Source organism: Epilithonimonas sp. (genome assembly GCF_032055105.1).
Taxonomy (GTDB): Bacteria; Bacteroidota; Bacteroidia; order Flavobacteriales; family Weeksellaceae; genus Epilithonimonas.
In genome coordinates this window covers 31,345-55,763 of sequence record NZ_DAMBRK010000020.1, presented here as the reverse complement: position 1 = coordinate 55,763, position 24,419 = coordinate 31,345, and the positions used below count along the sequence as shown (strand labels likewise).

Annotated in this window: 20 protein-coding genes; 2 read left to right on the top strand and 18 right to left on the bottom strand. The window is 35.2% G+C overall.

Going from position 1 to position 24,419, the window contains the following annotated elements:
• Nucleotides 1-208: 208 nt before the first annotated feature.
• Both RTY06_RS14660 and recA read left to right on the top strand, forming a co-directional pair.
• Nucleotides 209-367 (top strand): hypothetical protein, encoded by a 159-nt coding sequence (locus tag RTY06_RS14660; RefSeq protein WP_312825720.1) that lies wholly within the window; start codon nucleotides 209-211, stop codon nucleotides 365-367.
• A gap of 377 nt (nucleotides 368-744) precedes the next feature.
• Nucleotides 745-1,746, top strand: a complete 1,002-nt coding sequence (gene recA, locus RTY06_RS14655) for a recombinase RecA (protein WP_116034683.1) — start codon at nucleotides 745-747, stop codon at nucleotides 1,744-1,746.
• A 38-nt stretch (nucleotides 1,747-1,784) separates the two neighbouring features.
• On the opposite strand, the gene RTY06_RS14650 is transcribed toward recA, so the two are convergent.
• The 18 genes from RTY06_RS14650 to RTY06_RS14565 all read right to left on the bottom strand — a co-directional run bounded on the left by RTY06_RS14650 (nucleotide 1,785) and on the right by RTY06_RS14565 (nucleotide 24,410).
• The gene (locus RTY06_RS14650; RefSeq protein ID WP_312825719.1) at nucleotides 1,785-2,462 is read right to left on the bottom strand and encodes a porin family protein; all 678 of its coding nucleotides are present in this window, start codon (nucleotides 2,460-2,462) and stop codon (nucleotides 1,785-1,787) included.
• 106 nt (nucleotides 2,463-2,568) lie between these two features.
• Nucleotides 2,569-3,441 (bottom strand): succinate--CoA ligase subunit alpha, encoded by an 873-nt coding sequence (gene sucD, locus RTY06_RS14645; RefSeq protein WP_116034687.1) that lies wholly within the window; start codon nucleotides 3,439-3,441, stop codon nucleotides 2,569-2,571.
• Between the two features lie 109 nt (nucleotides 3,442-3,550).
• Nucleotides 3,551-4,453 carry an LpxD N-terminal domain-containing protein gene (locus tag RTY06_RS14640; protein ID WP_312825718.1) on the bottom strand — a complete coding sequence of 301 codons (903 nt, stop codon included), beginning with the start codon at nucleotides 4,451-4,453 and terminating at the stop codon, nucleotides 3,551-3,553.
• Between the two features lie 214 nt (nucleotides 4,454-4,667).
• Nucleotides 4,668-5,231 carry an elongation factor P gene (gene efp / locus RTY06_RS14635; RefSeq protein ID WP_027384968.1) on the bottom strand — a complete coding sequence of 188 codons (564 nt, stop codon included), beginning with the start codon at nucleotides 5,229-5,231 and terminating at the stop codon, nucleotides 4,668-4,670.
• A 31-nt stretch (nucleotides 5,232-5,262) separates the two neighbouring features.
• On the bottom strand, nucleotides 5,263-6,051 hold the full coding sequence (gene lpxA, locus RTY06_RS14630) for an acyl-ACP--UDP-N-acetylglucosamine O-acyltransferase (protein ID WP_312825717.1): 789 nt from the start codon (nucleotides 6,049-6,051) through the stop codon (nucleotides 5,263-5,265).
• A gap of 3 nt (nucleotides 6,052-6,054) precedes the next feature.
• A complete protein-coding gene (locus RTY06_RS14625; protein WP_312825716.1) occupies nucleotides 6,055-7,449 on the bottom strand; it encodes a bifunctional UDP-3-O-[3-hydroxymyristoyl] N-acetylglucosamine deacetylase/3-hydroxyacyl-ACP dehydratase in 1,395 nt (464 codons plus the stop codon).
• Nucleotides 7,450-7,497: 48 nt separating this feature from the next.
• Entirely contained in the window at nucleotides 7,498-8,517 is a 1,020-nt protein-coding gene (gene lpxD, locus RTY06_RS14620; RefSeq protein ID WP_312825715.1) for a UDP-3-O-(3-hydroxymyristoyl)glucosamine N-acyltransferase, read from the bottom strand.
• A gap of 73 nt (nucleotides 8,518-8,590) precedes the next feature.
• Complete coding sequence (locus RTY06_RS14615) at nucleotides 8,591-9,805, bottom strand: HD domain-containing protein (protein WP_312825714.1); 1,215 nt, start codon at nucleotides 9,803-9,805, stop codon at nucleotides 8,591-8,593.
• Nucleotides 9,806-9,971: 166 nt separating this feature from the next.
• Nucleotides 9,972-10,343 (bottom strand): hypothetical protein, encoded by a 372-nt coding sequence (locus tag RTY06_RS14610; protein WP_312825713.1) that lies wholly within the window; start codon nucleotides 10,341-10,343, stop codon nucleotides 9,972-9,974.
• 92 nt (nucleotides 10,344-10,435) lie between these two features.
• Nucleotides 10,436-11,284, bottom strand: a complete 849-nt coding sequence (locus RTY06_RS14605; protein WP_312825712.1) for a diacylglycerol/lipid kinase family protein — start codon at nucleotides 11,282-11,284, stop codon at nucleotides 10,436-10,438.
• Between the two features lie 161 nt (nucleotides 11,285-11,445).
• Nucleotides 11,446-11,895: a DUF6526 family protein gene (locus RTY06_RS14600; protein WP_312825711.1), complete on the bottom strand. Its 450-nt coding sequence runs from the start codon at nucleotides 11,893-11,895 to the stop codon at nucleotides 11,446-11,448.
• A gap of 1 nt (nucleotide 11,896) precedes the next feature.
• Nucleotides 11,897-12,691 carry an RsiV family protein gene (locus RTY06_RS14595; RefSeq protein WP_312825710.1) on the bottom strand — a complete coding sequence of 265 codons (795 nt, stop codon included), beginning with the start codon at nucleotides 12,689-12,691 and terminating at the stop codon, nucleotides 11,897-11,899.
• An 89-nt stretch (nucleotides 12,692-12,780) separates the two neighbouring features.
• Nucleotides 12,781-14,715: a DNA topoisomerase (ATP-hydrolyzing) subunit B gene (gyrB, locus tag RTY06_RS14590; protein WP_312825709.1), complete on the bottom strand. Its 1,935-nt coding sequence runs from the start codon at nucleotides 14,713-14,715 to the stop codon at nucleotides 12,781-12,783.
• A gap of 222 nt (nucleotides 14,716-14,937) precedes the next feature.
• Nucleotides 14,938-15,528, bottom strand: coding sequence for a hypothetical protein (locus RTY06_RS14585; RefSeq protein ID WP_312825708.1), 591 nt, complete (start codon nucleotides 15,526-15,528; stop codon nucleotides 14,938-14,940).
• Nucleotides 15,529-15,609: 81 nt separating this feature from the next.
• Nucleotides 15,610-17,037, bottom strand: coding sequence for a glutamate synthase subunit beta (locus RTY06_RS14580; RefSeq protein WP_312825707.1), 1,428 nt, complete (start codon nucleotides 17,035-17,037; stop codon nucleotides 15,610-15,612).
• Nucleotides 17,037-21,569, bottom strand: coding sequence for a glutamate synthase large subunit (gltB, locus tag RTY06_RS14575; protein ID WP_312825706.1), 4,533 nt, complete (start codon nucleotides 21,567-21,569; stop codon nucleotides 17,037-17,039). Before gltB ends, RTY06_RS14580 begins: the two co-directional genes overlap by 1 nt.
• Nucleotides 21,570-22,114: 545 nt before the next feature.
• Nucleotides 22,115-23,815 (bottom strand): lysine--tRNA ligase, encoded by a 1,701-nt coding sequence (gene lysS, locus RTY06_RS14570; RefSeq protein WP_312825705.1) that lies wholly within the window; start codon nucleotides 23,813-23,815, stop codon nucleotides 22,115-22,117.
• Between the two features lie 163 nt (nucleotides 23,816-23,978).
• Entirely contained in the window at nucleotides 23,979-24,410 is a 432-nt protein-coding gene (locus tag RTY06_RS14565) for a DUF2314 domain-containing protein (RefSeq protein ID WP_312825704.1), read from the bottom strand.
• Nucleotides 24,411-24,419 lie beyond the last annotated feature (9 nt).

Sequence of the window (24,419 nt, the reverse complement as noted above, 5' to 3'; positions counted from 1 at the left end):
CTTCTCATAAAAAATGCCCCTAAAAAGTGTATAACTTTTTGGGGGCAGTCCATTTCTGAGGTTTTTTTATATTTTTAAAAGGATAAAATTCACAATTATTCTCTGGAGCAAATAACCATAACTTTATCTGAAAGGAAAAAACAAATTGACAACCACGTTTTAAAGACTCTAAACTCAATTCAGATATTTTTGAGAAATAGGAAACGATATGCATCTAGTAGGATTTCCTAATGCAAAAGTTGGTTTTGAAGGTTTTGAAAAATTCTCTCACTACTTTTATGATACTGATCCAGTTGTAAAAGATATTTATTTTTCACAATCATTTACAGGAATTTTAAAGCAAATCGAGATCTACATCAGAAATTGAAAATCTATAAAATGTTAAGAATTTGCTATAAAACTAGAATAATTTATTCTTATGCTAGACTTTCTATCAAGAAACATTATAAAAACTGGGATACCAAAAACCGAGGAGAGCCTATAAATTCTTGGAATATAAAAAACAAAAAACTGTTCCAAATATCAAAAATAATTTTCAATAAAATCTGCGCAAAATTAGTCGGTAGAAAAATAGAATAAAAAAAGGAGTTAAGGATTAAATGAAAGTCTTAAATGACTATCTAAGTATCATAAAAATTCCAATTTCCTTTAGACACTAGCTAATTCAATAAAAACTCATAAACAAAATAATATTGGATTTTGATTTTAAAATTCCGTATTTTTGAGAATAATTTTTTTGAAATAATGAGTACAGCTGACGATAAGAAAAAAGCATTACAATTGGTGCTTGAAAAACTAGATAAAACCTATGGTAAAGGAACTGTAATGACTTTGGGAGAGGATTCTGTTGATACAACAATAGAAGTAATCCCTTCTGGTTCTTTGGGGATTGACCTTGCTTTAGGTGTAGGTGGATATCCTAGAGGAAGAATCATAGAAATCTATGGGCCAGAATCTTCTGGTAAAACAACCCTCACTCTTCACGCCATTGCAGAAGCTCAAAAAGCAGGAGGAATTGCGGCTTTTATAGATGCCGAACATGCTTTTGACAGAAACTATGCAGCCAAATTAGGAATCGATTTAGAAAACCTAATTATTTCTCAACCAGACAATGGTGAGCAAGCTTTAGAAATTGCTGACAACCTAATCAGATCTGGAGCAATAGATATCGTAGTAATTGACTCTGTTGCCGCTCTTACACCAAAAGCAGAGATAGAAGGTGAAATGGGAGATTCTAAAATGGGACTTCATGCAAGATTGATGTCTCAAGCTCTTAGAAAATTAACAGCTACAATTAACAGAACAAAATGTACTGTCATTTTCATTAATCAGCTTCGTGAAAAAATTGGAGTGATGTTTGGAAATCCTGAAACTACAACCGGAGGAAACGCACTTAAGTTCTATGCCTCTGTAAGAATCGATATCAGAAAAGCAAGTGCACCTATCAAAAATGGAGACGAAGCTATTGGTAGTCGTGTGAAAGTAAAGGTGGTTAAAAATAAAGTTGCACCACCTTTCAAAATGGCAGAATTCGATATTATGTATGGAGAAGGAGTTTCCAAAGTTGGAGAGATCCTTGATACTGCTGTAGATCTTGCCGTAGTTAAGAAAAGCGGATCTTGGTTTAGCTACGAAGATACAAAACTAGGACAAGGACGTGACGCTGTAAAAGAAGTATTGAGAGATAACCCAGAATTATCGGAAGAAATTGAAGGTAAAATCAAAGAAATCATCAAGAATAAGTAATCAAAATAAAAGGCTGTGAATTATTACAGCCTTTGTTTTTATTTGAAGAAGTAAGTCAAACCTAAGCTTAGAACATGCTCCGATTTTTTCTTTTGTGTATCAGGATCCATCGTCCAAGTCTCTACAAGATTAGGATAAGTATTTGATAGTCCAATATCATATTTGAGTGCAATCTCTAGTTGTCTTTTATAGCTAAAACCAATACCCGCACCGATTCCAAAATTGAAAGAATTGGCTTTTCCATTGATATCCGGGTAATCTGGATTTGTTACATTTGGATCATAATATCCTCTTTCAGCTGGTGCGTTCTTTACTTTTTGACTGATCAAAAAATTAAATCTAGGTCCTACCAATCCATAAAACTCAGACTCTGCTTGAGAGAAATAAGCTTTAAAATTAAATGGAACACTCAAGTAATTGTTAGCATAAACTGCGTGCTCCCATCCAACTGTCTTTTCATATTTTCTGTCTCCTCCTTCGCCAGCTCCAAAATACAAAACTTCTGCCTGAATGTAAAATTGTTCATCAATACCTATTGGCACTTGTGCTGTAACTCCACCTAACACAGAGAACCTTGGCCCCGAAGGATTGTGAGCATTTATAACTCTAGAATATGTTCCTCCTGCAACGATACCAAACTCAGTAGATCTGAAATCAATTTGCGCTTGAGAAAAAAACGACATTAACAATAAGGACCCAAAAAGGTTTTTTTTCATAACTTGTGTTTTTATAAATATTTTTCTTTTCAAATTTAAATAAAAAAAATGAGAAGCCCAGAAGAGCTTCTCAAAATATCTTTAAAAGTATTCTAACTAAAGAATTTTATGCTAAAACAGCAGCAACAGTTTTACCAATCTCTGCAGGAGAATCTACAACGTGGATACCGTTTTCTTTCATAATAGCCATTTTTGCTTGTGCAGTGTCATCAGCTCCTCCAACGATAGCTCCTGCGTGTCCCATTGTTCTACCTTTTGGAGCAGTTTGTCCAGCGATGAAACCTACAACTGGTTTTGTAGAACCACTAGCTTTGTACCATCTTGCAGCTTCAGCTTCTAGAGATCCTCCAATTTCTCCAATCATTACAACAGCTTCAGTTTCTGGATCATTGATAAACAATTCCAAAGCTTCTTTTGTAGTAGTTCCGATAATTGGGTCTCCACCGATTCCGATAGCTGTAGAAACACCATAACCAGCTTTTACAACCTGATCAGCAGCTTCATAAGTCAAAGTTCCAGATTTTGAAACGATACCAACTTTTCCTTTTTTGAAAACGAAACCAGGCATAATTCCGATTTTAGCTTCGTCTGAAGTGATGATACCAGGACAGTTTGGACCGATCAAACGAACATCTCTGTCTTGGATATAATCCTTAACTTTTACCATATCAGCAACAGGAATTCCTTCTGTGATACATACAATAACTTTGATTCCTGCTTCAGCAGCTTCCATTACTGCATCTGCAGCAAATGCAGGCGGAACGAAAATAATACTCACATTAGCACCCGCTTTTTCTACAGCTTCTGCAACTGAGTTGAAAACAGGTTTACCAAGGTGCTCAGTTCCTCCTTTTCCCGGAGTTACACCACCAACAACGTTGGTTCCGTAATCGATCATTTGACCTGCGTGAAAAGTACCTTCGTTACCAGTAAATCCTTGTACGATAACTTTAGAATCTTTGTTTACTAATACTGACATTTTTTATTATTATTTATTGATTTTATAAACATTTGTTACTCGCAAAAATAACGATAATTATTCAGAATTTTCTTTATAAAATACTTTTTTTGAATATTAAAAATATGATTTACTTCAGATTTTTGATTTTAACTTCTTTTCTAAGATACTGTTTGAACTCCTCCGCAATCGGACCAAAATAAGTACCTTTTTTCAAATCTCTATTAACACCGACTTTTGCAAGAAGTACTGTTCCTTTTTCGATTCTGACACCAGATGCCATCCCAACTTGCCCCCAAATTGTTACTTCATCTTCAATAATACAACATCCAGCAATTCCAGTTTGTGAAGCTATCAAACATCTTTTTCCAATAATTGTATCGTGTCCAATTTGGATTTGATTGTCTAAAACAGACCCTTCTCCAATGGTTGTAGAATCGGTAACACCTCTATCAATGGTACATCCATTCCCTATTTCAACATTATTTTCGATGACAACGTTCCCTACAGAAATTAATCTATCAAAATTACCATTCAGTTTTCTGTAATAGAAAGCGTCGCCTCCTAAAACTGTATTAGCTTGAATAATAACATTATCTCCTATTACAGTTCTATCACCGATCACAACATTGGGGAAAATATGGCAATTTTTTCCAATTCTTACATCATTTCCAATAACAACAGATGGATGAATGGAAGTCCCGTCTCCTACTTCCAAATCGTGAAGTTCTTCTTTGAAATTTGAAATCCTTGTGAAGTGCGTATTGATTTTATTAAAATCTCGAAAAGGATCATCTGAAACCAAAAGGGCTTTACCTTCCGGACATTCTACTTCTTTATCGATTAAGATGATTGTAGCAGCAGAATTGAGAGCCTTGTCATAGTATTTTGGATGGTTAACAAAAACTATTTCTCCTGGTTTTATCATATGAATTTCATTGGTTCCTAGAACCGGAAAATTTTCGTCTCCGATATATTTTGCACCAATGATATCTGCAATTACTTTAAGTGTTTGAGGTTGATTGAAAGTCATAACTAGATGTTAGAATTTAGACATTAGATTTGGGTAAAATCGTCTTTATGAATACGAATCTGCAGCCCGACTTGAGTGGAGCTCTTTTTCTTTTTTGACAGAAAAAGAAAAAAGCGGGAACGGAAGGCGGATTAAGCTGCCCCAAATAAAAAATAATTGATCTAAAATAAAAATGGAAGTTTGAAGATCAACTCCAGACTTCCATCTTTTAATTTTATTTTACTCTTTCCAAGTAAGAGCCGTCTTCTGTGCTGATTTTAATTTTGTCACCTGGCTCGATGAACAATGGAACCATTACTCTTGCGCCTGTTTCTACGATTGCATTTTTCAAAGCGTTGGTAGCTGTATTTCCTTTAACCCCAGGATCAGCTTCGATAACTTCTAAGTAAACTGACTGAGGAAGTTCCGCAGAAAGTGGCGTTTCATCAGCTTCTTTCAAGATGATTGTTACCTCTTCCCCTGCTTTCATCAAGTTAGAGTTCTCGATCATTTCTTTGTTAAGATAAAGCTGAGAGAAGTCCTCGTTATTCATGAAGTGGAATCCATTCTCATCATCATAAAGATATTGGAATTTTCTTGTGATTACCTTTACCTCATCAATTTTGTGACCTGCTGAAAAAGTATTATCAAGAACTTTTCCATTGGTTACAGATTTTAATTTTGTTCTTACGAAAGCAGGACCTTTACCTGGTTTTACGTGTAGAAACTCGATTACTTTGAAAATATCATTGCTGAATTCTATGCAAAGTCCTTTTCTGATATCGTTGCTTGTTGCCATTAGTTATATATAAACTTATAATTATTTTAAATTATTCTTTTCCAGAACCATAACCTTTTACAATACCTCGAGGAGAATTCTGGATAAATGTAATGATCTCATCTCTCTCCATTGTAGGTAGCATTTCTTTCTCAATGAATTCTATTGCTTGAGTCGTATTCATTTTCATTTGGAAAATAGCTCTGTAGATTTTTTGGATTTCGAAGATTTTGTCATTAGTAAAACCTCTTCTTCTAAGTCCTACAGAATTGATTCCTGCATAAGATATTGGTTCTCTAGCAACTTTAACATACGGTGGGATATCTTTTCTGATTAATGAACCACCGGAAATCATAGCATGTTTTCCAATTTTCCCAAATTGTTGAATCGCTGACAAACCTCCCATGACTGTGAAATCTCCAATTTCTACGTGCCCTGCAATTCCACAACCGTTGGCAATAATCACATTATTCCCAATGATACAGTCGTGAGCAACGTGAGAAGTCGCCATAATCAAGCAGTTCTCTCCTACTTTTGTATAGCCAAGTGCTTTTGTTCCTCGGTTGATGGTAACACATTCTCTAAGAGTTGTCCCGTCACCAATAATGGTTTGAGTATCTTCTCCATCAAATTTAAGATCCTGTGGCACAGCCGAAATAACTGTTCCTGGAAAAATCTTACAATTTTTTCCGATTCTAGCGCCATCCATAATGGTGACATTAGATCCAATCCAAGTTCCTGCTCCTATAACTACGTCTGCTGCGATAGTACTGAACGGTTCTACGGTTACATTTTTACCAATTTTGGCACGTGGATCTACTGCTGTTAGCTGATGAATCATAAATTAAATTTTAGTTTTTGCAACTTGAGCCATCAGTTCTGCTTCAACAACAACACTGTCTCCAACATAACCATAACCTTGCATATGTACAATTCCTCTTCTGATTGGTTCTATTAATTCTATCTTGAAAATAACCTGATCTCCTGGAACCACTTTTTTCTTGAACTTTACGTTATCCATCTTCACGAAGTAAGTAGAATAATTCTCAGGATCTGGAACATTAGCTAAAACCAAAATTCCTCCAACCTGAGCCATCGCTTCGATTTGTAAAACCCCTGGCATTACTGGTTCTTTTGGGAAATGTCCTACGAAGAACGGTTCGTTCATAGTAACATTTTTAAGTCCCACAACATGAGTATCGGATAATTCTAAGATTTTATCTACCAACAAAAAGGGAGGTCTGTGTGGTAATAATCTCATAATTCCGTTGATATCGAAAACAGGCTCAGCCTTCAAATCGAAATCTGGAACGTTTTTTCTTTTTTGCAATTTGTATTGTCTGTTTAGTTTTTTTGCAAACTGAGTGTTTACAAAGTGTCCTGGTTTATTAGCAATAACTCTACCTTTGATTCTAACTCCTACTAAAGCCAAATCACCAATTACATCAAGCAATTTGTGACGTGCAGCTTCATTAGTATAATTAAGGGTTAAGTTATCAAGAATACCGTTTGGACGGATAGAAACTTGGTCTTTTCCGAAAGCAACTTTTAGTTTTTCAAGAGTCTCTGGTGTCAACTCTTTATCAACATAGACAATGGCATTACTGATATCACCACCTTTGATAAGATTGGCATCCAAAAGTTGCTCAAGTTCATGTAAAAAGCTGAATGTTCTAGCAGAAGCAATCTCATCCTTGAACTCGGAAAGATTTTTCATACTAGCATTTTGAGTTCCCAAAACTTTGGTACCAAAATCTACCATTGTTGTAATCTCATAATCGTCAGCAGGAATGACAGTAATTTCAGAACCTGTAGAAGGGTCAATATAGTTCATCACTTCTTTGATCACAAGATATTCTCTAGGAAGTTCTTGTTCCTGAATGCCTACTTTTTCTATCGCTTCTACAAAAAACTTAGAAGAACCGTCCAAAATTGGAGGCTCTGCACTGTTCATTTCAAGAATTGCGTTATCAACATCCATCCCGACCAAAGCAGCTAAAAGATGCTCGCAAGTATGGATTTTAACACCCAGTTTTTCAAGAGTAGTCCCTCTTTCTGTAGTGGTTACGTAATTAACATCAGCCTCAACTTGAGGATGACCTTCTAGGTCTGTTCTTACGAATACAAATCCAGTATTTTCTTTTGCTGGTTTGATTCTCAAATTAACCTCTTTTCCTGTGTGAAGACCTATTCCAGAAAGCTGGATTTCTTCTTTGATTGTTTTTTGTTTATCACTCATTGTAATAGTTTTGAGGCGGGAAGAACTATGTCTTGGCTCCTGATACCTTTACTCTGATTTTTTATTTTCTAAATCGTTTATTCTCTTGACAATATCCGTAAAATTACGAAAATGTACATAGTTTCTTCTATAATCGCTGTAGTTGATTGCAGGCGAACCATAAAGCGTTTCTCCATCTTTTGCAGAAGAATTAACACCACTTTGAGCCTGAATCTTAACTTGATTCCCTATTTTGATATGACCAACAATTCCTACTTGTCCGCCAATCTGATTCCAATCTCCAATAACGGTTGAACCAGCAATTCCTGCTTGTGAAGCTATTACATTGTTCTGGCCTATTTTCACATTATGAGCAATTTGGATTAGATTATCAATCTTAGTTCCTTTTCCAATAATTGTAGAACCGATTGTTGCTCGGTCAATACTGCAGTTAGAACCAATTTCTACATCATCTTCAATGATAACATTTCCTAATTGAGGAATTTTTTTGAAGCCATCAGCAGTCGGCTGGAAACCAAATCCATCTCCACCAACAACTGTATTGGAATGAATCACACAATTATCCCCAACAACACAATAATCATATATTCTTGCGCCACTGTCAATTTTGCAGTTCTTACCAATCTTCACACCTTTCCCGATGTAAACGTGAGGAAAAATCTGTGTATTATCACCAATTTTAGCGTTCTCAGAAACATAAGTAAAAGCGCCGATGTAAACATCTTCGCCTACTTTCGCAGTTTCGTGGAAAAATGAACCAGCTTCTATCCCAATTCTTCTGCCTTGCATCTCTTGATAAAGATTCATCAAAACTTGAAAAGAAAGATATGCATCTTCCACAGCAATAATCACAGGTCTGTAATCTCTGTCTTCCACAAGATTTTCAGAAACGATTAAAACTGCACATTCTGTTTCGTCAATAAAATGAGAAAAACGACTTTGGCCAACGAAAGACAAATGTCCCTGTTCTCCATTTTCTATAGGAGAAACTCCTGTAATAACAGTTTTTCCGTCACCAATGATTTTGCCGTTTATTAATTCTGCAATTTGTTCTGCGCTAAATTCCATAGTTTGCAAAGATAAATATTTTATTAATTATCTTTTAATTTTTTATGACGAATCAAAGTTACTTTTACTTTACTTATATTATTTCTCTAGGAAAATAAATGATATATTTTTTCGTCGCATTCTCCATACAGCCAAATAATATCTGATTTTCAGACTCTTCCAACTTCATCGTTTCTCCTGTTTTGTTCATCAAATAAATTGGTTGTTTTTCTGTATCATAAGGTAAAAGCGAACGAGAAATCTGTCCTACGATTTCCTCTCCATTATCAATTCCGAAAAATTTATTCGTTTTTTCAATTTTATCTTTAATAAAGTCTTCTGAAAAAGGCTTGGAAGAAATAATACTTTTCGGAAAATCTCGATATATGACAATTTTACAAAGTCTGGACAATACAAAATCCTCATTCTCAGCCCATTCTTTGATGGCTTGGTAAACATCCATATCATCCAACATTGTGAATCTTCTGATATCTTCTTCCGTCGCTTCATCGAATTTATTTTTAACCAAGAAATATTTTAGATTAGAGGGCGCTTCCAAATCGACATTTTTAGAAACCAGATATTTGGCTCTATTAAGAATCTGAACTAGAATATGTTCGCCAAGCGCCGCAGTTTTGTGATAATAAACCTGCCAGTACATAAACATTCTCGCTGTCAGATAATTTTCAATTGAATAAATTCCTTTTGCGTCGATGACCAGTTTTTCATCACTCACATTCATCATTGAAATGATTCTTTCTACGTTCACACTTCCTTCGGAAACTCCTGTGTAGAAACTATCTCGTTTCAAATAATCCATCCTGTCGACATCCAATTGAGATGAAATCAACTGATTGAAAAACGGCCTGTGATATTTGCCTTGAAACATTTCGATTGCCAAATCTAATTTCCCCTTGAATTCTTTATTCAAACGGTTCATTAGCAAAATTGAAATTTTCTCGTGATGCCAATCGTCCATCAACATATTTTCCAAAGCGTGCGAAAATGGACCGTGACCAATATCGTGAAGTAAAATTGCCAACATCGCCGCTTTTTCTTCTTCTTTAGAAATTTTCACACCTTTCAGCTTAAGCGTTTCCAAAGCTTTGAACATTAGATTCATTGCACCAAGAGCATGAAGAAATCTGGTATGTTTTGCACCAGGAAAAATGAGGGAAAGAAGTCCGGTTTGAGAAATCCTTCTGAGTCTTTGAAAATAAGGATGTTCTATAATATCGAACAAAATCTCGTGAGGAATTTTGATAAAACCGTGAACTGGGTCGTTGATAATCTTGAGTTTATTCTGCACCTTTCAATATTGATGATTGATACAAAAATAAGGAAATTAAAATGGTTTTATGTAATAAATAATAAGACGAGAATAAAAGAATTAATTATATTGATTGTATATTCGTGATTCTTTCAAGAGCATAATATTAAATAAAAAAACTAATGAGCATCTTTCCTTCAACAATTTATGAATTCAAACTTATTAATGGACAAACTGAAACTTTAGAAAGACTAAATAGAAGAACTGAAGAATCCGAAAGTCTTATATCAAAAGTAACAGAAAAGTCTTTTATTGGAAAAGTAAAAAACAATAACTTTAGAATCATTTCATGAAACATCGGAAAAGGTGCTTTTTGTACATTAACCGGATTTATAAAAGAAGAAAAAGGAGAAGTCTTAGTGGAAATCAATAAACCCTTCAAAATACTTCTTACAATATTGATGCTTTTCCCCTTTGTTGCATTTTTCATCCAATTATTTTCAAAAACAGCTGAATTCAATCCAATATTCATACTAGTTTGTATCGGGCAAGTTTTAATTATTAGATTTTTTTTCATTGGAATATTCTTTAAAATACAATCCAAACAAAGCATCAGCAAACTATCCGACGTTCTTGACACAGAATGGATTAATAAAAAAGAATAAATTCTCAAACCAAAATCCTCAAACTCTTCGGTAAAACTTTGATATGAATAGGAGACTTAATTTTTTTGAATTCTCCATCGATATGCCAAGTTTTTGTATTCACTTTGAACTCAATTTCTGAAACAGGAAGATACGTGACATAATCATCGTCTTTCAAACGTTTTGTAAACATTCTGAAAGCGAAAAAAGGAGAATAAGTCAAAGGAAATTTTTTCACCAAAACCAAATCCACCAAACCATCACTTTTACTCGCCATCGGTGCAATGTACGCGTTGTTACCGAATTGGCGTGTGTTGGCTATGTTCAGCATTAGATATTTGCCGTTGTATTGTTTGTAATCTTCTTCTAGAAATTTGATTTTAATCGGCTTATATTTGAAAAAAGTCTGGATAGAAACTTTGATATAGTTTTTGAAACCTCGACTTGTCTTTTCAAATTCCTTCACCACTTTTCCATCAAAACCGGTTCCTGAAACATTAATCGAAAAATGTTCATTCACCATAAATGTATCTATTTGTCGAGATTGCTTGGTTTCAATTTTTTCTAAAAGACGAGAAATATTTTTGTTGAAATTAGTTTCATTAGAAAATCCATTGCCGGAACCTGCAGGAAAAACTGCGAGAATTTTGTTGGTATTAATGAGTTTTTGAGCAACCACAGAAATAGTTCCATCACCTCCAACAGCCACGAAAACATCGACATCATTCCAAACTCGTCGGATAAACTCATCGGTATCTTCCAAAGATTGGGAAACCAAATAAAGCGGATTATCAACTTTTTTGTGAAGCTCGTCCACAAAAGGCTGATAATTTTTCTTCGCCGAAAAAGGATTGATGATGAAGGCTGATTTCATTTTGTCAAAAATAAAAATACTCTGAGGATTTCAGAGTATTATTTGAATTAATTTTATTTTGAACACAAAGTCCGCAAAGATTTTTTTTATTCTTATTGAAGATATTTTAAGGTTCACAAAGGCGTAAAACTCAACAGAGGTTAAACTAAGAAATTTTAATCCTAAATCCTTCTGTTATCAGCTTTCCAGTTTTTGATATTCTGTTTAATCTTAGAAGAAGACCAATCATTTTCGATAGTTTTATTCATTAATTCAATCAAATCTTCGTCTTCGGAAAATCTTAATGCAAAAATCTGAGCGTCGGAAAATTGATACGGTAAACTTTCTAATGGATTTCCTGTCAAAGCAAAATATCGAAACTTGAATTCATTAATAATAATTCGATCTTGCAATCCCAAAGCATAATGTTGACGCAACATAAACGATAAAACAATTATTGAAATAATAATCACTGAAATAGCCAACCAAATCAAACTTACACCTCTATCATCAACCGCATTATCCCAAAATTCAAAAAGTGACAGTACCAAGAAAATCAACATTATCGGATAGAAAATAAAATGATGAAGCGGATAATATTTTCTGTGATTTTTAAGATTTTGATCGCTCATTTTATTTGATATTATATTGAGTTAAAAACTCCGGTTTCAATTGGTCTTTGATATCTTTGAAATTTAAAGTAATATAAACAACACCAGCCGCATAAGCCGTAATCTCGTATTGATTGTAAACAAATGTGATTTTATCTTTGTCAAAATAGAAATTATTATTGGGTGAGATTTTATCTTCCAAAAGCATTTCTTTTTGTTCCGGTTCATCAAAATGAGCTTTCAAGATTTTATCCCAACTAGCATCCGCAGGATTTTTAAGAATGTCATTTTGAGAAATTACTTTATTATTTTTTAAATCAAAAGTTTTGTAGCTTTCAAAATAATAACCGTGTGCCCCACCAGAATATCCACTTCCAAAGTAGCGCAAAGTAAGAATATAATCCTTATGCGAAACCACCTTCATTGCAGAAGACTCGTCCCAAGTCTGCTTGAATTCTGGAGACCATTCTTCTGAACTTTTCTTGGTATCTGCAAAGCTTTTCTGCATTTGTTTCGTCAAAGCAGCTTTTAGAGAATTAGCGTCGTAAGAAGTTCCGTCGAACTTCAATTCTTTATAAATACTGTCAAGAATAACTTTGTTTTGAATTGATGGAAAAACAAGCAATTGTCTGTCAAATTTGGCTGTCAGATTTTTATTAATCACCAAAGAATCCTGAACTCTCACGGAATCAATCACGAATTCGTTCTTTGTAACAAGACTGTCTGATTTTGAAACTTCTGCAGTTACTTTATTGTTTTTTTTAGAACAAGAAGCCACTAAAATGCCTAAAGACAAAATAACAAATAAATTTTTCATAGTTTTTATATTAATTATTGGTTTGATAACCAATTCTGAAGATAACAAAAAACCTTCCAAAATTGGAAGGTTTGATTTATAAAACTGATTTAAGCATCAATTCTTGCGTAAACCGCATTTTTCTCAATGAATTCTCTTCTCGGTGGAACTTCATCTCCCATCAACATAGAGAATGTTGAATCTGCTTCTACAGCATTGTCAATTGTTACTTGTTTCAAGATCCTGTTTTCTGGATTCAGAGTGGTTTCCCAAAGCTGCTCAGGATTCATCTCTCCAAGACCTTTGTAACGCTGTACTTCTACTCCTTTTCCGTCTGGTGACATTTCCAAAGTGAATTGCTCACGTTCTTTTTCGTTATAAGCGTAAACTTTTTTGTTTCCTTTTTTCAATAAATACAAAGGCGGTTGCGCGATATAAATATATCCGTTCTCAATCAATTCTTTCATATATCTGAAGAAGAACGTCAGAATCAAAGTTGAGATGTGAGAACCATCGATATCAGCATCGGTCATAATTACGATTTTGTGATAACGAAGCTTTGTCATATTCAATGCTTTGGAATCTTCTTCTGTTCCTACAGAAACACCAAGCGCAGTATAGATATTCTTAATTTCTTCATTATCATAAACCTTATGAAGCATTGATTTCTCAACATTCAAAATCTTACCTCTCAATGGAAGAATCGCTTGAAAATGACGGTCACGACCTTGTTTTGCCGTTCCACCTGCAGAATCTCCCTCAACAAGGAAAATTTCAGATTCTGCTGGGTCTTTAGAAGAACAGTCGGATAATTTCCCTGGTAGACCAGAACCTCCCATTGGAGATTTTCTCTGAACCATTTCACGCGCTTTTTTCGCAGCCTGTCTAGCTTTTGCAGCTAAAACCACTTTCTGAACGATTTGCTTCGCTTCTAACGGATTTTCTTCCAAGAAATTAGTCAACATTTCTCCAACGATTTTATCAACCGCTCCCGAAACTTCTGAGTTTCCTAATTTTGTTTTAGTCTGACCTTCGAACTGAGGTTCCATAACTTTTACAGAAACAACAGCCGTCAAACCTTCACGGAAATCGTCTCCGGTAACTTCAACTTTTTCTTTTGCAGGAAGTCCTAATTCATCAGCATATTTCTTAAGAGTTCTTGTCAAAGCTCTTCTGAAACCTGCCAAGTGAGTACCTCCTTCGTGCGTATTGATATTATTAACATAAGAATGAAGATTCTCATTGAAAGATGTGTTATAACGCATCGCAACCTCAACCGGAATATCATCACGCTCGCCTTCCATAAAGATAACGTTCTCCATAATGGACTCACGGTTTCCGTCGATATATTCAACGAATTCTTTCAAACCACCTTCCGAATGGAAAGTTTCCGACTTGAAAGAACCATCTTCCAATTTCTCTCTCTCGTCTGTTAAAGTAATCGTGATTCCTTTATTAAGGTAAGACAATTCTCTAAGACGATTAGCTAATGTATCGTAGTTGTAAACTAATTCAGTAAAAATAGAATCATCTGGTTGGAAAAACTGTTTTGTTCCTCTGTAATCGCTTTTTCCGATTTCTTCAACACCGGTTTGCGCTTTCCCTCTTGAATAAACTTGCTGATAGATGTTTCCGTCTCTGTAAACAGTTGTAATCATCTCGTTGGAAAGTGCATTAACACAAGAAACCCCAACCCCGTGAAGACCTCCGGAAACTTTGTAAGAATCTTTATCGAACTTACCTCCAGCTCCGATTTTGGTCATTACAACCTCTAGCGCAGATTTTTGTTCTTTCTCGTGAAAATCGACAGGAATACCACGACCGTTATCCATAACTTCTACGGCGTTCCCTTCTTTTATCGCGACAGTAATCGTATCACAATATCCTGCCAAAGCCTCATCGATAGAGTTATCCACTACTTCATAAACCAAATGGTGGAGACCTCTGACTCCTACATCACCAATGTACATCGAAGGACGCATACGTACGTGCTCCATTCCTTCCAATGCCTGAATACTACTTGCTGTATATTGTTTTTGACTCATATTGTAAAAGATTCAAGATATAAAACTCAAATTTTCAAATAGTTAGCTTGAGAATTTTTCTTGTTATTTTTCTGTTAATTATTTTGTTAAAGCTTACAAATATCGTTAAAAAAATCGAGATATGAAAGCCTTAAAATCAGTCAAAGATGATAAGTTTTTAACAGGGATGCTTGAGAATTTTGAATAAAAAAAATCGACCCCAAAAGCTCGATTTTATAAAATTTAATTCTCTTCAAATTCTTTTAATATTTCTGCAATTTTCGCATTAGAAATCTCCCTTCCCATATTTTTAATTTTATCTTTCAATTCAGGTTTTGATTCTGTAATTTTAAGCAATTTCCTTTCTATACTACCACCGCCACCAGCATTCCTGACAGGTAAACCATTCTCTTGTATCAGTTCATAATAAACTGCTGGATTCCATTTTCCATCCGTAGTCCATTCTTTGTACAATTTTATTTTTCCATTATAAACAACTGTTCTCAATTTATTTTTACCAGGAATAGAGGTATACAATTTTTTGTTACCGTCCAAATCTAAAAATGAAACTTCCTTAATTTCATTCGGACGTAACACATACAGCTTTTTACCTTCCGCATCTACAATAGTTAATTGTTTATGAAAACTATAATCATCAACAAGTATTTCACCATTACGTCTAGTCATATATACATCCATATCCACTTTTAATGTATCATTATCTTGCTTTATTACAGTAACATTTGTGATTTTATTTTGAGAAAACACCAAGATACTCATTAACAAAAATAAGACACTCAAATTATTCCTTAAAAACTTAAAATTCAAAATCATATAGGTTCAATCTAAATTATTGCAATATCATAAAATTTAATTACAAAAATTGATTTTCTAAAATTAATGTTAATAAAAGTTTTAACTTTTTAAAAACTCATCCACTTTTTTCGCACAATCCCGTCCTTCCGCAATCGCCCAAACAACTAAGCTTTGTCCTTTTCGGGCATCACCACAAGAGAAATATTTGGTTTGATTGGTTCGGAATTCTTTATTATTTCCAATCAGATTTCCTTTTGGGTCAAGATTAATATCCAAAGCTTCTACTAAACCTTTTTGCTCAACGTGCGTGTAACCCAAAGCAATGAAAGCATAATCACATTCGATGACAAATTCCGAGTTTGGTTTTTCTGTGTAGAGATTCCATTTTCCGTCGGCATCTTTTGTCCATTCAGCTTCTACAAGACGAAGACCTGTAAGATTTCCGTTTTCATCTTTCACAAATTCTTTGGAATTGACAGACCACCTTCTCTCGCAACCTTCTTCGTGAGATGACGTAATTTGCAAAGTCATCGGCATTGTCGGCCAAGGCATTGTTTCGTCACGTTTTGTAGGTTGCATTGGTTTATAATAAATCTGATAAACGATTTCCGCTCCTTGACGATTGGAAGTCCCTATACAATCCGAACCTGTGTCTCCTCCGCCAATTACAATTACCTTTTTACCTTTAACATTGAGTTCTTCTTCAGAAAAATCAATTCCGCTGACTTTTTTATTATTCTGAACCAGAAAATCCATTGCGTAATGAATACCTTTTGCATCACGATTTGGAAGCATCAAATCTCGTGGAACCGTACTTCCCAAAGCCAAAACAACCGCATCATAATTCCTGTTCAATTCCTCGACCGAATAATTAACACCAACATTGACATTAGTTCTAAATTCAACACCTTCCAGTTCCATCCACTGAACACGACGTTCAACAATATTTTTATCAAGTTTAAAATCAGGAATTCCAAATCTCAGCAGACCACCAATCTCCGAATCTCTTTCAAAAACCGTCACCTGATGACCGGCCTGATTCAATTGATAAGCAGAAGCCAAACCCGCAGGGCCGGAACCAATAACCGCCACTTTTTTATCCGTTCTGAATTGAGGAACTTTTGGTTTTGCAAATCCTTGTTCAAAAGCAATTTCTATAATATTTTTTTCAATTTCTTCAATTGCAACCGGCAGATTATTAATTCCCAAAACACAAGCTCCCTCGCAAGGTGCAGGACAAATCCGACCTGTAAATTCAGGAAAATTATTCGTTGAAGTTAAAATATGATAAGCCTTTTCCCACTGTTCTTTATAAACTGCATCATTGAACTCAGGAATCACATTTCCCAACGGACAACCGCTCTGACAAAACGGAACGCCACAATCCATACATCTTGCAGACTGCTCTTTCAGAAGCTTTTCAGAAGTTGGTTCATAAAATTCCTTATAATTCTTCAACCTTTCTGAAACCGGAAATTTCGCAGGTAAACTTCTGTCATATATCAAAAAACCATCTATCTTTCCCATTATTTCATTGCATTTATTTGATTCTCCATTACTTTTTTATATTCACGAGGATAAACTTTCACAAAATGTTTCAGATTATTTTCAAAATCGCTTAAAAGATATTCTGCCAAATGACTTCCCGTGATTTCAAAATGTTCTTTGATTAAATCCAAAACCAACTCCACATCTTTCTCCGTCAAGTTTTCCAAATCCGCCATATCAGGATTGAAATTCTTCTCCAAATCTTTTCTAACATCCCAAACATAAGCAATTCCTCCACTCATTCCGGCTCCGAAATTCCGACCAACTTCACCCAGAATCACAACCGTTCCACCTGTCATATATTCGCAACCGTGGTCACCAATTCCTTCCACAACAGCAGTCGCTCCGGAATTACGAACACAGAATCTTTCGCCCGCCATTCCATTAATGAAAACCTTTCCGGAAGTTGCTCCGTACAAAGCCACATTTCCGATAATACTATTTTCATTGGCTTTAATCACCGCTTCTTCTTCCGGAAAAACAGCGAGTTTTGCACCCGACAAACCTTTTCCGAAGTAATCATTCGCATCACCTTCCAAAACCATCGTCATTCCTTGGTTACAAAAAGCGCCAAAACTTTGTCCAGCCGTTCCTTTAAAATTAAATTTCAAAGAATCCTCTTTCATTCCATCTGAATGATAGATTTTCGTTAGTTCGTGTGACAGAATTGTTCCAACTGTCCTGTCCGTATTTTTAATCGAGAAAGAAGCTTCTACATTTCCATTATTTTCTAAAGCCGATTTTGAAACTTCCAGCATTTTCCAAGACAAAGATTCATCCAAACCACTATCTTGTTCTTCCGCTTTTACAATTGGCAAATCGGTTTCCATTTTGAAAAGAAGTCCGCTCAAATCGATGTTTTGATGTTTCCAGAATTTGATTTCTTTTTTCTTTTCCAAACATTGAGATTGGCCGACCATTTCGTCAATCGTTCTGAAACCAAGACTTGCCATTATCTCACGAACTTCCATCGCTAAAAACGTAAAATAACTTACCAAATGCTCTGGTTTTCCTGTGAATTTTTTACGCAACACTTCATTCTGAGTCGCAATCCCGACAGGACAAGTATTAAGATGGCATTTTCTCATCAGGATACAACCTTCCACAATCAAAGCAGAAGTTGCAATTCCCCATTCTTCCGCTCCAAGCAACGTTGCCATTACCAAATCACGTCCGGTTTTCATCTGTCCGTCAACCTGAACCGTAACTCTTTGTCTTAATTTATTTTTAATTAAAGTCTGATGTGTTTCTGCCAATCCTAATTCCCAAGGCAAACCCGTATGACGAACCGAACTCAAAGGCGAAGCTCCTGTTCCGCCATCATAACCGGAAATCAAAATATGGTCAGCTTTTGCTTTTGCAACACCGGAAGCAATTGTTCCAACACCAGCTTTTGAAACTAGTTTAACAGAAATCCTCGCGTGACGATTGGCATTTTTCAAGTCAAAAATTAACTGCGCCAAATCCTCGATAGAATAAATATCGTGATGTGGAGGCGGAGAAATCAAACCAACTCCCGGCGTAGAATGTCGTGTTTTCCCAATCCAAGAATCTACTTTTTCGCCGGACAATTGTCCACCTTCTCCCGGTTTTGCACCTTGCGCCATTTTGATTTGAAGTTCTTCTGCTTCTGCCAAATATCTCGCCGTTACTCCAAATCTACCTGAAGCAACTTGCTTGATTGATGAACGCAGACTATCGCCGTTTTCATTAATAACATATCTGTTTTCATCTTCGCCACCTTCGCCTGTATTACTTTTTGCACCAATTCTATTCATCGCAATCGCCAAAGTCGTATGCGCTTCCCAAGAAATCGAACCAAAAGACATTGCTCCAGTTGCGAAGCGTTTCAGAATATTTTCAATTGGTTCAACTTCCGATAAAGAAATCGATTGACGGTCATTTTTAAACTCCAGTAAACCTCTTAATAATGACGCATTTTCGGTTTGACGATTGACTGCTCGTGAGTATTTTTTGAACGTTTCATAATTATCATTCCAAGTTGCCTGTTGCAAAAGATGAATGGATTGAGGATTAAATTGATGATATTCGCTGTCTTTTCGCCATTGATAAATTCCTCCAGAATCTAAAATTCCAAACGCTGAATCTTTCTCAAACGCTTGGTAATGTTTCGCCAAAGCTTCCTTCGCAATTTCATCAAAACCAATTCCGTTGATTCTGGAAATCGCTCCGGTGAAACAAGTATTAACCAAAGGTTTATTAAGACCAATAATCTCGAAAATCTGTGCGCCGTGATAAGATTGCAAAGTAGAAATTCCCATCTTTGAAAAAATCTTCAGCAAACCATCACCAACTGCTTTTTTATAATTATATTTAAGTTGTTCCAAATCCGCATCGTGCTTGAATTCGCCATCATAAAACATTTGTCTGATACTCGCCAAAGCCAAATAAGGATTAATTGCAGTCGCTCCGAAACCAAGCAAACTTGCAAAATGATGAACCTCCCAAACATCGCCGGCTTCAATCACCAAACCTACCCTTCTACGAACACCTTTTCTTATCAAATGATGATGAACAGCCGAACAAGCCAACAAAGACGGAATCGATGCGTGTTGAGAATCTAACGAACGGTCAGAAAGTATAATTACTTCAAAACCATCTTCAACAGCATCTATCGCATAACGACAAATTCTATCCAAAGCTTTCTTGAGACTTCCTTCTTTTTCATCTGCTTTGAAATAAGTATAAATTGTTTTTGACTGGAATTTCCCCGTATCAACACTTCTTAATTTTTCCAATTGCTCATTATTAAGAATCGGATGCTCAAGTTTTATAGAATGGGCGAAGTTTTTATCATCTTCTAAAAGATTCCCATTTCCGCCGATAATTGTTGTTAATGACATTACCAATTTTTCACGAATCGGGTCGATTGGAGGATTAGTTACCTGCGCAAATAATTGCTTAAAATAAGAACTGAAATGCTGTGGTTTTTCACTCAAAACAGCCAACGGCGCATCAAATCCCATCGAACCAATCGGTTCTTTTCCGTGAACCGCCATTTCTTTGATGACTTTATCCAAATCTTCTCTGGAATAACCAAAAGCTTTCTGATATTTAAAAATATCTTCGGATTGCAATTTATTAAATCTGATTTTCGGGCTTGGCAATTCCTTCAGATTAATATTCATTTTATCCAGCCAATCACGATAAGGCTGTGATGTACAAATTTCTTTTTTAAGTTCGTCATCACTTACGATAACGCCTTTTTTCATATCAACCAAGAACATTTTCCCAGGTTGAAGACGACCTCTTTTGATGACATTTTTTGGATTAACAGGCAAAGCTCCCGATTCCGAAGCCATAATCACCAAATCGTCCGAAGTCACGCAATATCTCGAAGGTCTAAGTCCGTTTCTGTCCAAAGTCGCGCCAATCATTTCACCATCCGTGAAAGAAATAGAAGCTGGGCCATCCCAAGGTTCCATCATACAAGCGTGGAATTCATAGAAATCTTTTTTGTAATCCTCCATTTGTTTGTTGCCGTCCCAAGCTTCGGGAATCAACATCATCATCGTATGAGGCAAAGAGCGACCAGAATGATAAAGCAATTCCACCATATTATCGAGATAGGAAGAATCGGATTGATTGGGTTTTGTCAACGGCAAAATCATATCCATTTCCTGAGGCGTGAAATTGGGATTTGAAAAAGTTTTTTCGGATGACTTTAACCAATTAAGATTTCCCCCGATTGTATTGATTTCGCCATTATGCGCTAGAAATCGAAACGGTTGCGCCAAACTCCAAGTCGGAGATGTATTGGTCGCAAAACGGGAATGAATCATCCCAAACGCAGAGCGTGTTTTAGGATTTGTCAAATCTTTGAAGTAATTACGAATCTGAACAGAACGTAATTGTCCTTTATAAATCAATTTCTTACAAGAAAACGAAGCCACGTAAAAACCAATCGGGTCATTGCTTGTCACACTTGTAATTTGATGCGAAATATAATTTCTGAAAACAAATAACTTTCTTTCAAAATCTTTATCCGTTTCCACATCGAAAGGACGTTCCACAAAAAGCATTTCCATTACAGGTTCAACACTTTTCGCCAAATCTCCCAAATCTATATTACTTACAGGAACGGGACGATAACCCAAAATCTTAAGCCCAAGTTTATCCGCAGATTGCTCAATAATCTCTTTACATTCTTCTCTGATGAAATTATTTTGAGGAAAAAACAACATTCCAACGCCATAATAATCAGGTTCAGGTAAATCAAAACCGAAATTGAGCGCTTCATCATACAACAGTTCGTGCGGAATCTGAATTTGCAAACCTGCGCCGTCACCTGTATTACTTTCATAACCAGTTGCACCGCGATGTTCCATATTTTCGAGCATCGTAATAGCGTCGCTGACGATTTTGAAACTTTTAATTCCTTTTATATTAGCCACAAAGCCGACTCCGCAGGAGTCGAATTCTGTTTCAGGTAAATAAAGTCCTAGATTTTCGGGAATGGATTTTTGGGAAATTTTCCTTGCTCTTTTCATCTACATCAATTTTGGATACTAACAAACTTAATAAAAAAAGAGTCAAAAATGATTTTAAATTACCAAATCAGCAATTATAAAAACCACAAATAAGATTTAAAACAAATAAAACATCTTTTATTTGTCGATAATTTACATTAATTTAATACTAAATAAACACTTGTTAAAATTAAATTAATATTAAAAATACTTAAAATATTAACAATCAGACAATTATTTAAAATCGATATTTCAATTAGGTTCGAAAAAGACTGAAATCGCATCTAATTTTTCTAAAAATCCAGCAAAGTCTAAAAATTAATCAATAAAATAAAAACACCCCTAAATTATTTAGGGGTGAAATATTTTAGAATATAATTTTAATTAAAACGATATCATATTTTCATATCACTATCAGATTGAAACTATTTTTAATTATTTAGAAAATTAAAATAGAAAAACAAAATTCAATTTTAATAATTTAACAACAGTAATTAAAAATACTTGAATAATGAATAAATTAAGTTTTATTTTGAATAGTTTTCGACAACAATTTCAAGAAAACATTAAATCAATTTCATCAACAAAATCTCGTCAATCTTCTCCACTTTCACCAAATTATTCTTAGTTAAAGTTTTAGAAGCTTTGTCCCATTTTTTACCAGAAAGCTGAGAACGTGTTTTTACTTCATTCAATTCCAAAGCATCTTCTTGAGAATTAAGGATTTCAAGAATCACTTTTTCATCTTCTCCTAATTCAACGGTTGGCGCTTTTTTCTCAGGTCTCATTTGAGGGAAGAAAAGAACCTCCTGGATGCTCGGATTATTCGTTAAGAACATAATCAAACGGTCCATCCCGATTCCAAGACCAGACGTAGGCGGCATTCCGTATTCTAAAGCTCTAAGGAAGTCTTCGTCAATAAATTGTCCAGCTTCGTCGTCACCTTTTTCGGATAACAATAATTGATGCTCAAAACGTTGTCTTTGGTCAATCGGGTCATTCAACTCAGAATAAGCATTTGCGATTTCTTTCCCACAAACCATCAATTCGAAACGTTCTGTCAAACCTTCTTGACTTCTGTGTTTCTTCGTCAAAGGCGACATCTCTACAGGATAATCTGTGATGAAAGTCGGCTGAATGAAGTTTCCTTCACATTTTTCTCCGAAAATCTCATCAATCAATTTTCCTTTACCCATTGTTTCATCCACCTCGATTCCGATAGATTTTGCAAAGTCGAATAATTCCTGCTCAGATTTTCCAGTGATATCAAAACCTGTATATTTCTGAATCGCTTCTGTCATAGAAACTCTTGGATAAGGTGCTTTCCAGTTGATTGTATGTTCTCCGAAAACAGATTCCGAAGTTCCGTTAACCGAAGTCGCACAGAATTCCAACAATTTCTCTGTGAAATCCATCATCCAATTGTAATCTTTGTAAGCCACATAGATTTCCATTGCCGTGAATTCTGGATTATGCGTTCTGTCCATTCCTTCATTTCTGAAGTTTTTTGAGAATTCATAAACACCGTCAAATCCACCAACAATCAATCTTTTCAGATATAATTCGTTTGCAATTCTAAGATATAAAGGAATATCTAAAGCGTTGTGATGTGTAATAAATGGTCTCGCTGCCGCTCCACCAGGAATTGATTGCAAAATAGGCGTTTCAACTTCGAAATATCCTGCATCATTGAAGAACATTCTCATCGCATTGAACAATTTTGTTCTTTTCACGAAGATTTCTTTCACGTGAGGATTCACAACCAAATCTGCATAACGCTGTCTGTAACGTAATTCCGCATCTGTGAAACCATCAAAAACATTGCCTTCTGCATCTACTTTTGGAAGTGGAAGCGGACGAAGAGATTTTGTTAGCAAAGTGAAATTTTTCACCATTACCGTCATCTCTCCAACCTGAGTTTTGAACAATTCACCTTCGATTCCGATGATGTCACCGATATCCAAAAGATGTTTGTAAACCTCATTGTATAAAGTCTTGTCTTCACCAGTACAAATCTCGTCACGGTTAAAATAAACCTGAATTCTACCTTCAGAATCCTGCAATTCTGCAAAACTCGCCTTCCCCTGAATTCTTCTGGACATCAATCTTCCAGCAATAACCACCTTTTTTCCTTCTTCGAAATCCTGTTTTATAGATTTTGTGGAATCAGTGATTTTGTATTCAGCGGCCGGGAACGCATCGATTCCCAAATCGGTCAATTTCTGTAGTTTCTCGCGACGGATAATTTCCTGTTCTGATAATGACATTTTAATTCAATTTTTTCGAATTGCAAAAATAGTGATTTTTAAATGTTTATGGAAGTTAAATTTTAATGAGTCATTTCAACGCAAAGAGCGCAAGGTTTTTTTGAAATCATTGAAGATATTTTAAGGTTCGCAAAGGCGCTTTGCTCAGCAAAATTTAGAATAATTAATCAATGGAAAGAATGAATTCTCTGTCAAATATTTCTTTTTCTAATTCTGACATTCGATTACGTATAACCCTAATTGTAAAACCTCCAACTAGCTTTCCTTTTTTCGAAAACATCCAATCAGAAATTTTATCTTTTTCGATTTTAACTTTATCAGTTAATTTTACGTGTGTTACCGAATTGGGCAGATTATCAATAATTCCAAAATAATCATCGCCTATCTTTTCAATATTAACAGCCCAAATATGCTCCGATTTATTATGAAAATCATAACGAATCTTTAAAGCAAAGTTTTCATTCTCTGAAAATTTTAAAGCTTCATCGAAATCCATTAATGTTTTATTTGCCAATTCAATAGCAGAATTCATTTCTTTATCGTCTTCACTTAAAGAAAAAATTATTGGTTCTTCGCCTCTTTCTATTCTATCCATTTTGAAAAT

Coding starts and splice junctions, on each gene's coding strand:
- RTY06_RS14595 (WP_312825710.1), bottom strand. CDS start 12,691: ATGAAAAATTTATTTGTTATTTTGTCTTTAGGCATTTTAGTGGCTTCT.
- RTY06_RS14625 (WP_312825716.1), bottom strand. CDS start 7,449: ATGAGTGATAAACAAAAAACAATCAAAGAAGAAATCCAGCTTTCTGGA.
- RTY06_RS14580 (WP_312825707.1), bottom strand. CDS start 17,037: ATGGGAAAGATAGATGGTTTTTTGATATATGACAGAAGTTTACCTGCG.
- efp (WP_027384968.1), bottom strand. CDS start 5,231: ATGGCAACAAGCAACGATATCAGAAAAGGACTTTGCATAGAATTCAGC.
- RTY06_RS14640 (WP_312825718.1), bottom strand. CDS start 4,453: ATGACTTTCAATCAACCTCAAACACTTAAAGTAATTGCAGATATCATT.
- lysS (WP_312825705.1), bottom strand. CDS start 23,815: ATGTCATTATCAGAACAGGAAATTATCCGTCGCGAGAAACTACAGAAA.
- RTY06_RS14605 (WP_312825712.1), bottom strand. CDS start 11,284: ATGAAATCAGCCTTCATCATCAATCCTTTTTCGGCGAAGAAAAATTAT.
- recA (WP_116034683.1), top strand. CDS start 745: ATGAGTACAGCTGACGATAAGAAAAAAGCATTACAATTGGTGCTTGAA.
- RTY06_RS14650 (WP_312825719.1), bottom strand. CDS start 2,462: ATGAAAAAAAACCTTTTTGGGTCCTTATTGTTAATGTCGTTTTTTTCT.
- RTY06_RS14565 (WP_312825704.1), bottom strand. CDS start 24,410: ATGGATAGAATAGAAAGAGGCGAAGAACCAATAATTTTTTCTTTAAGT.
- RTY06_RS14610 (WP_312825713.1), bottom strand. CDS start 10,343: ATGAAAAAAAATCTAATAATTAAAACTTGCCCGATACAAACTAGTATG.
- lpxA (WP_312825717.1), bottom strand. CDS start 6,051: ATGATTCATCAGCTAACAGCAGTAGATCCACGTGCCAAAATTGGTAAA.
- RTY06_RS14660 (WP_312825720.1), top strand. CDS start 209: ATGCATCTAGTAGGATTTCCTAATGCAAAAGTTGGTTTTGAAGGTTTT.
- RTY06_RS14585 (WP_312825708.1), bottom strand. CDS start 15,528: ATGATTTTGAATTTTAAGTTTTTAAGGAATAATTTGAGTGTCTTATTT.
- gltB (WP_312825706.1), bottom strand. CDS start 21,569: ATGAAAAGAGCAAGGAAAATTTCCCAAAAATCCATTCCCGAAAATCTA.
- RTY06_RS14600 (WP_312825711.1), bottom strand. CDS start 11,895: ATGAGCGATCAAAATCTTAAAAATCACAGAAAATATTATCCGCTTCAT.
- sucD (WP_116034687.1), bottom strand. CDS start 3,441: ATGTCAGTATTAGTAAACAAAGATTCTAAAGTTATCGTACAAGGATTT.
- gyrB (WP_312825709.1), bottom strand. CDS start 14,715: ATGAGTCAAAAACAATATACAGCAAGTAGTATTCAGGCATTGGAAGGA.
- lpxD (WP_312825715.1), bottom strand. CDS start 8,517: ATGGAATTTAGCGCAGAACAAATTGCAGAATTAATAAACGGCAAAATC.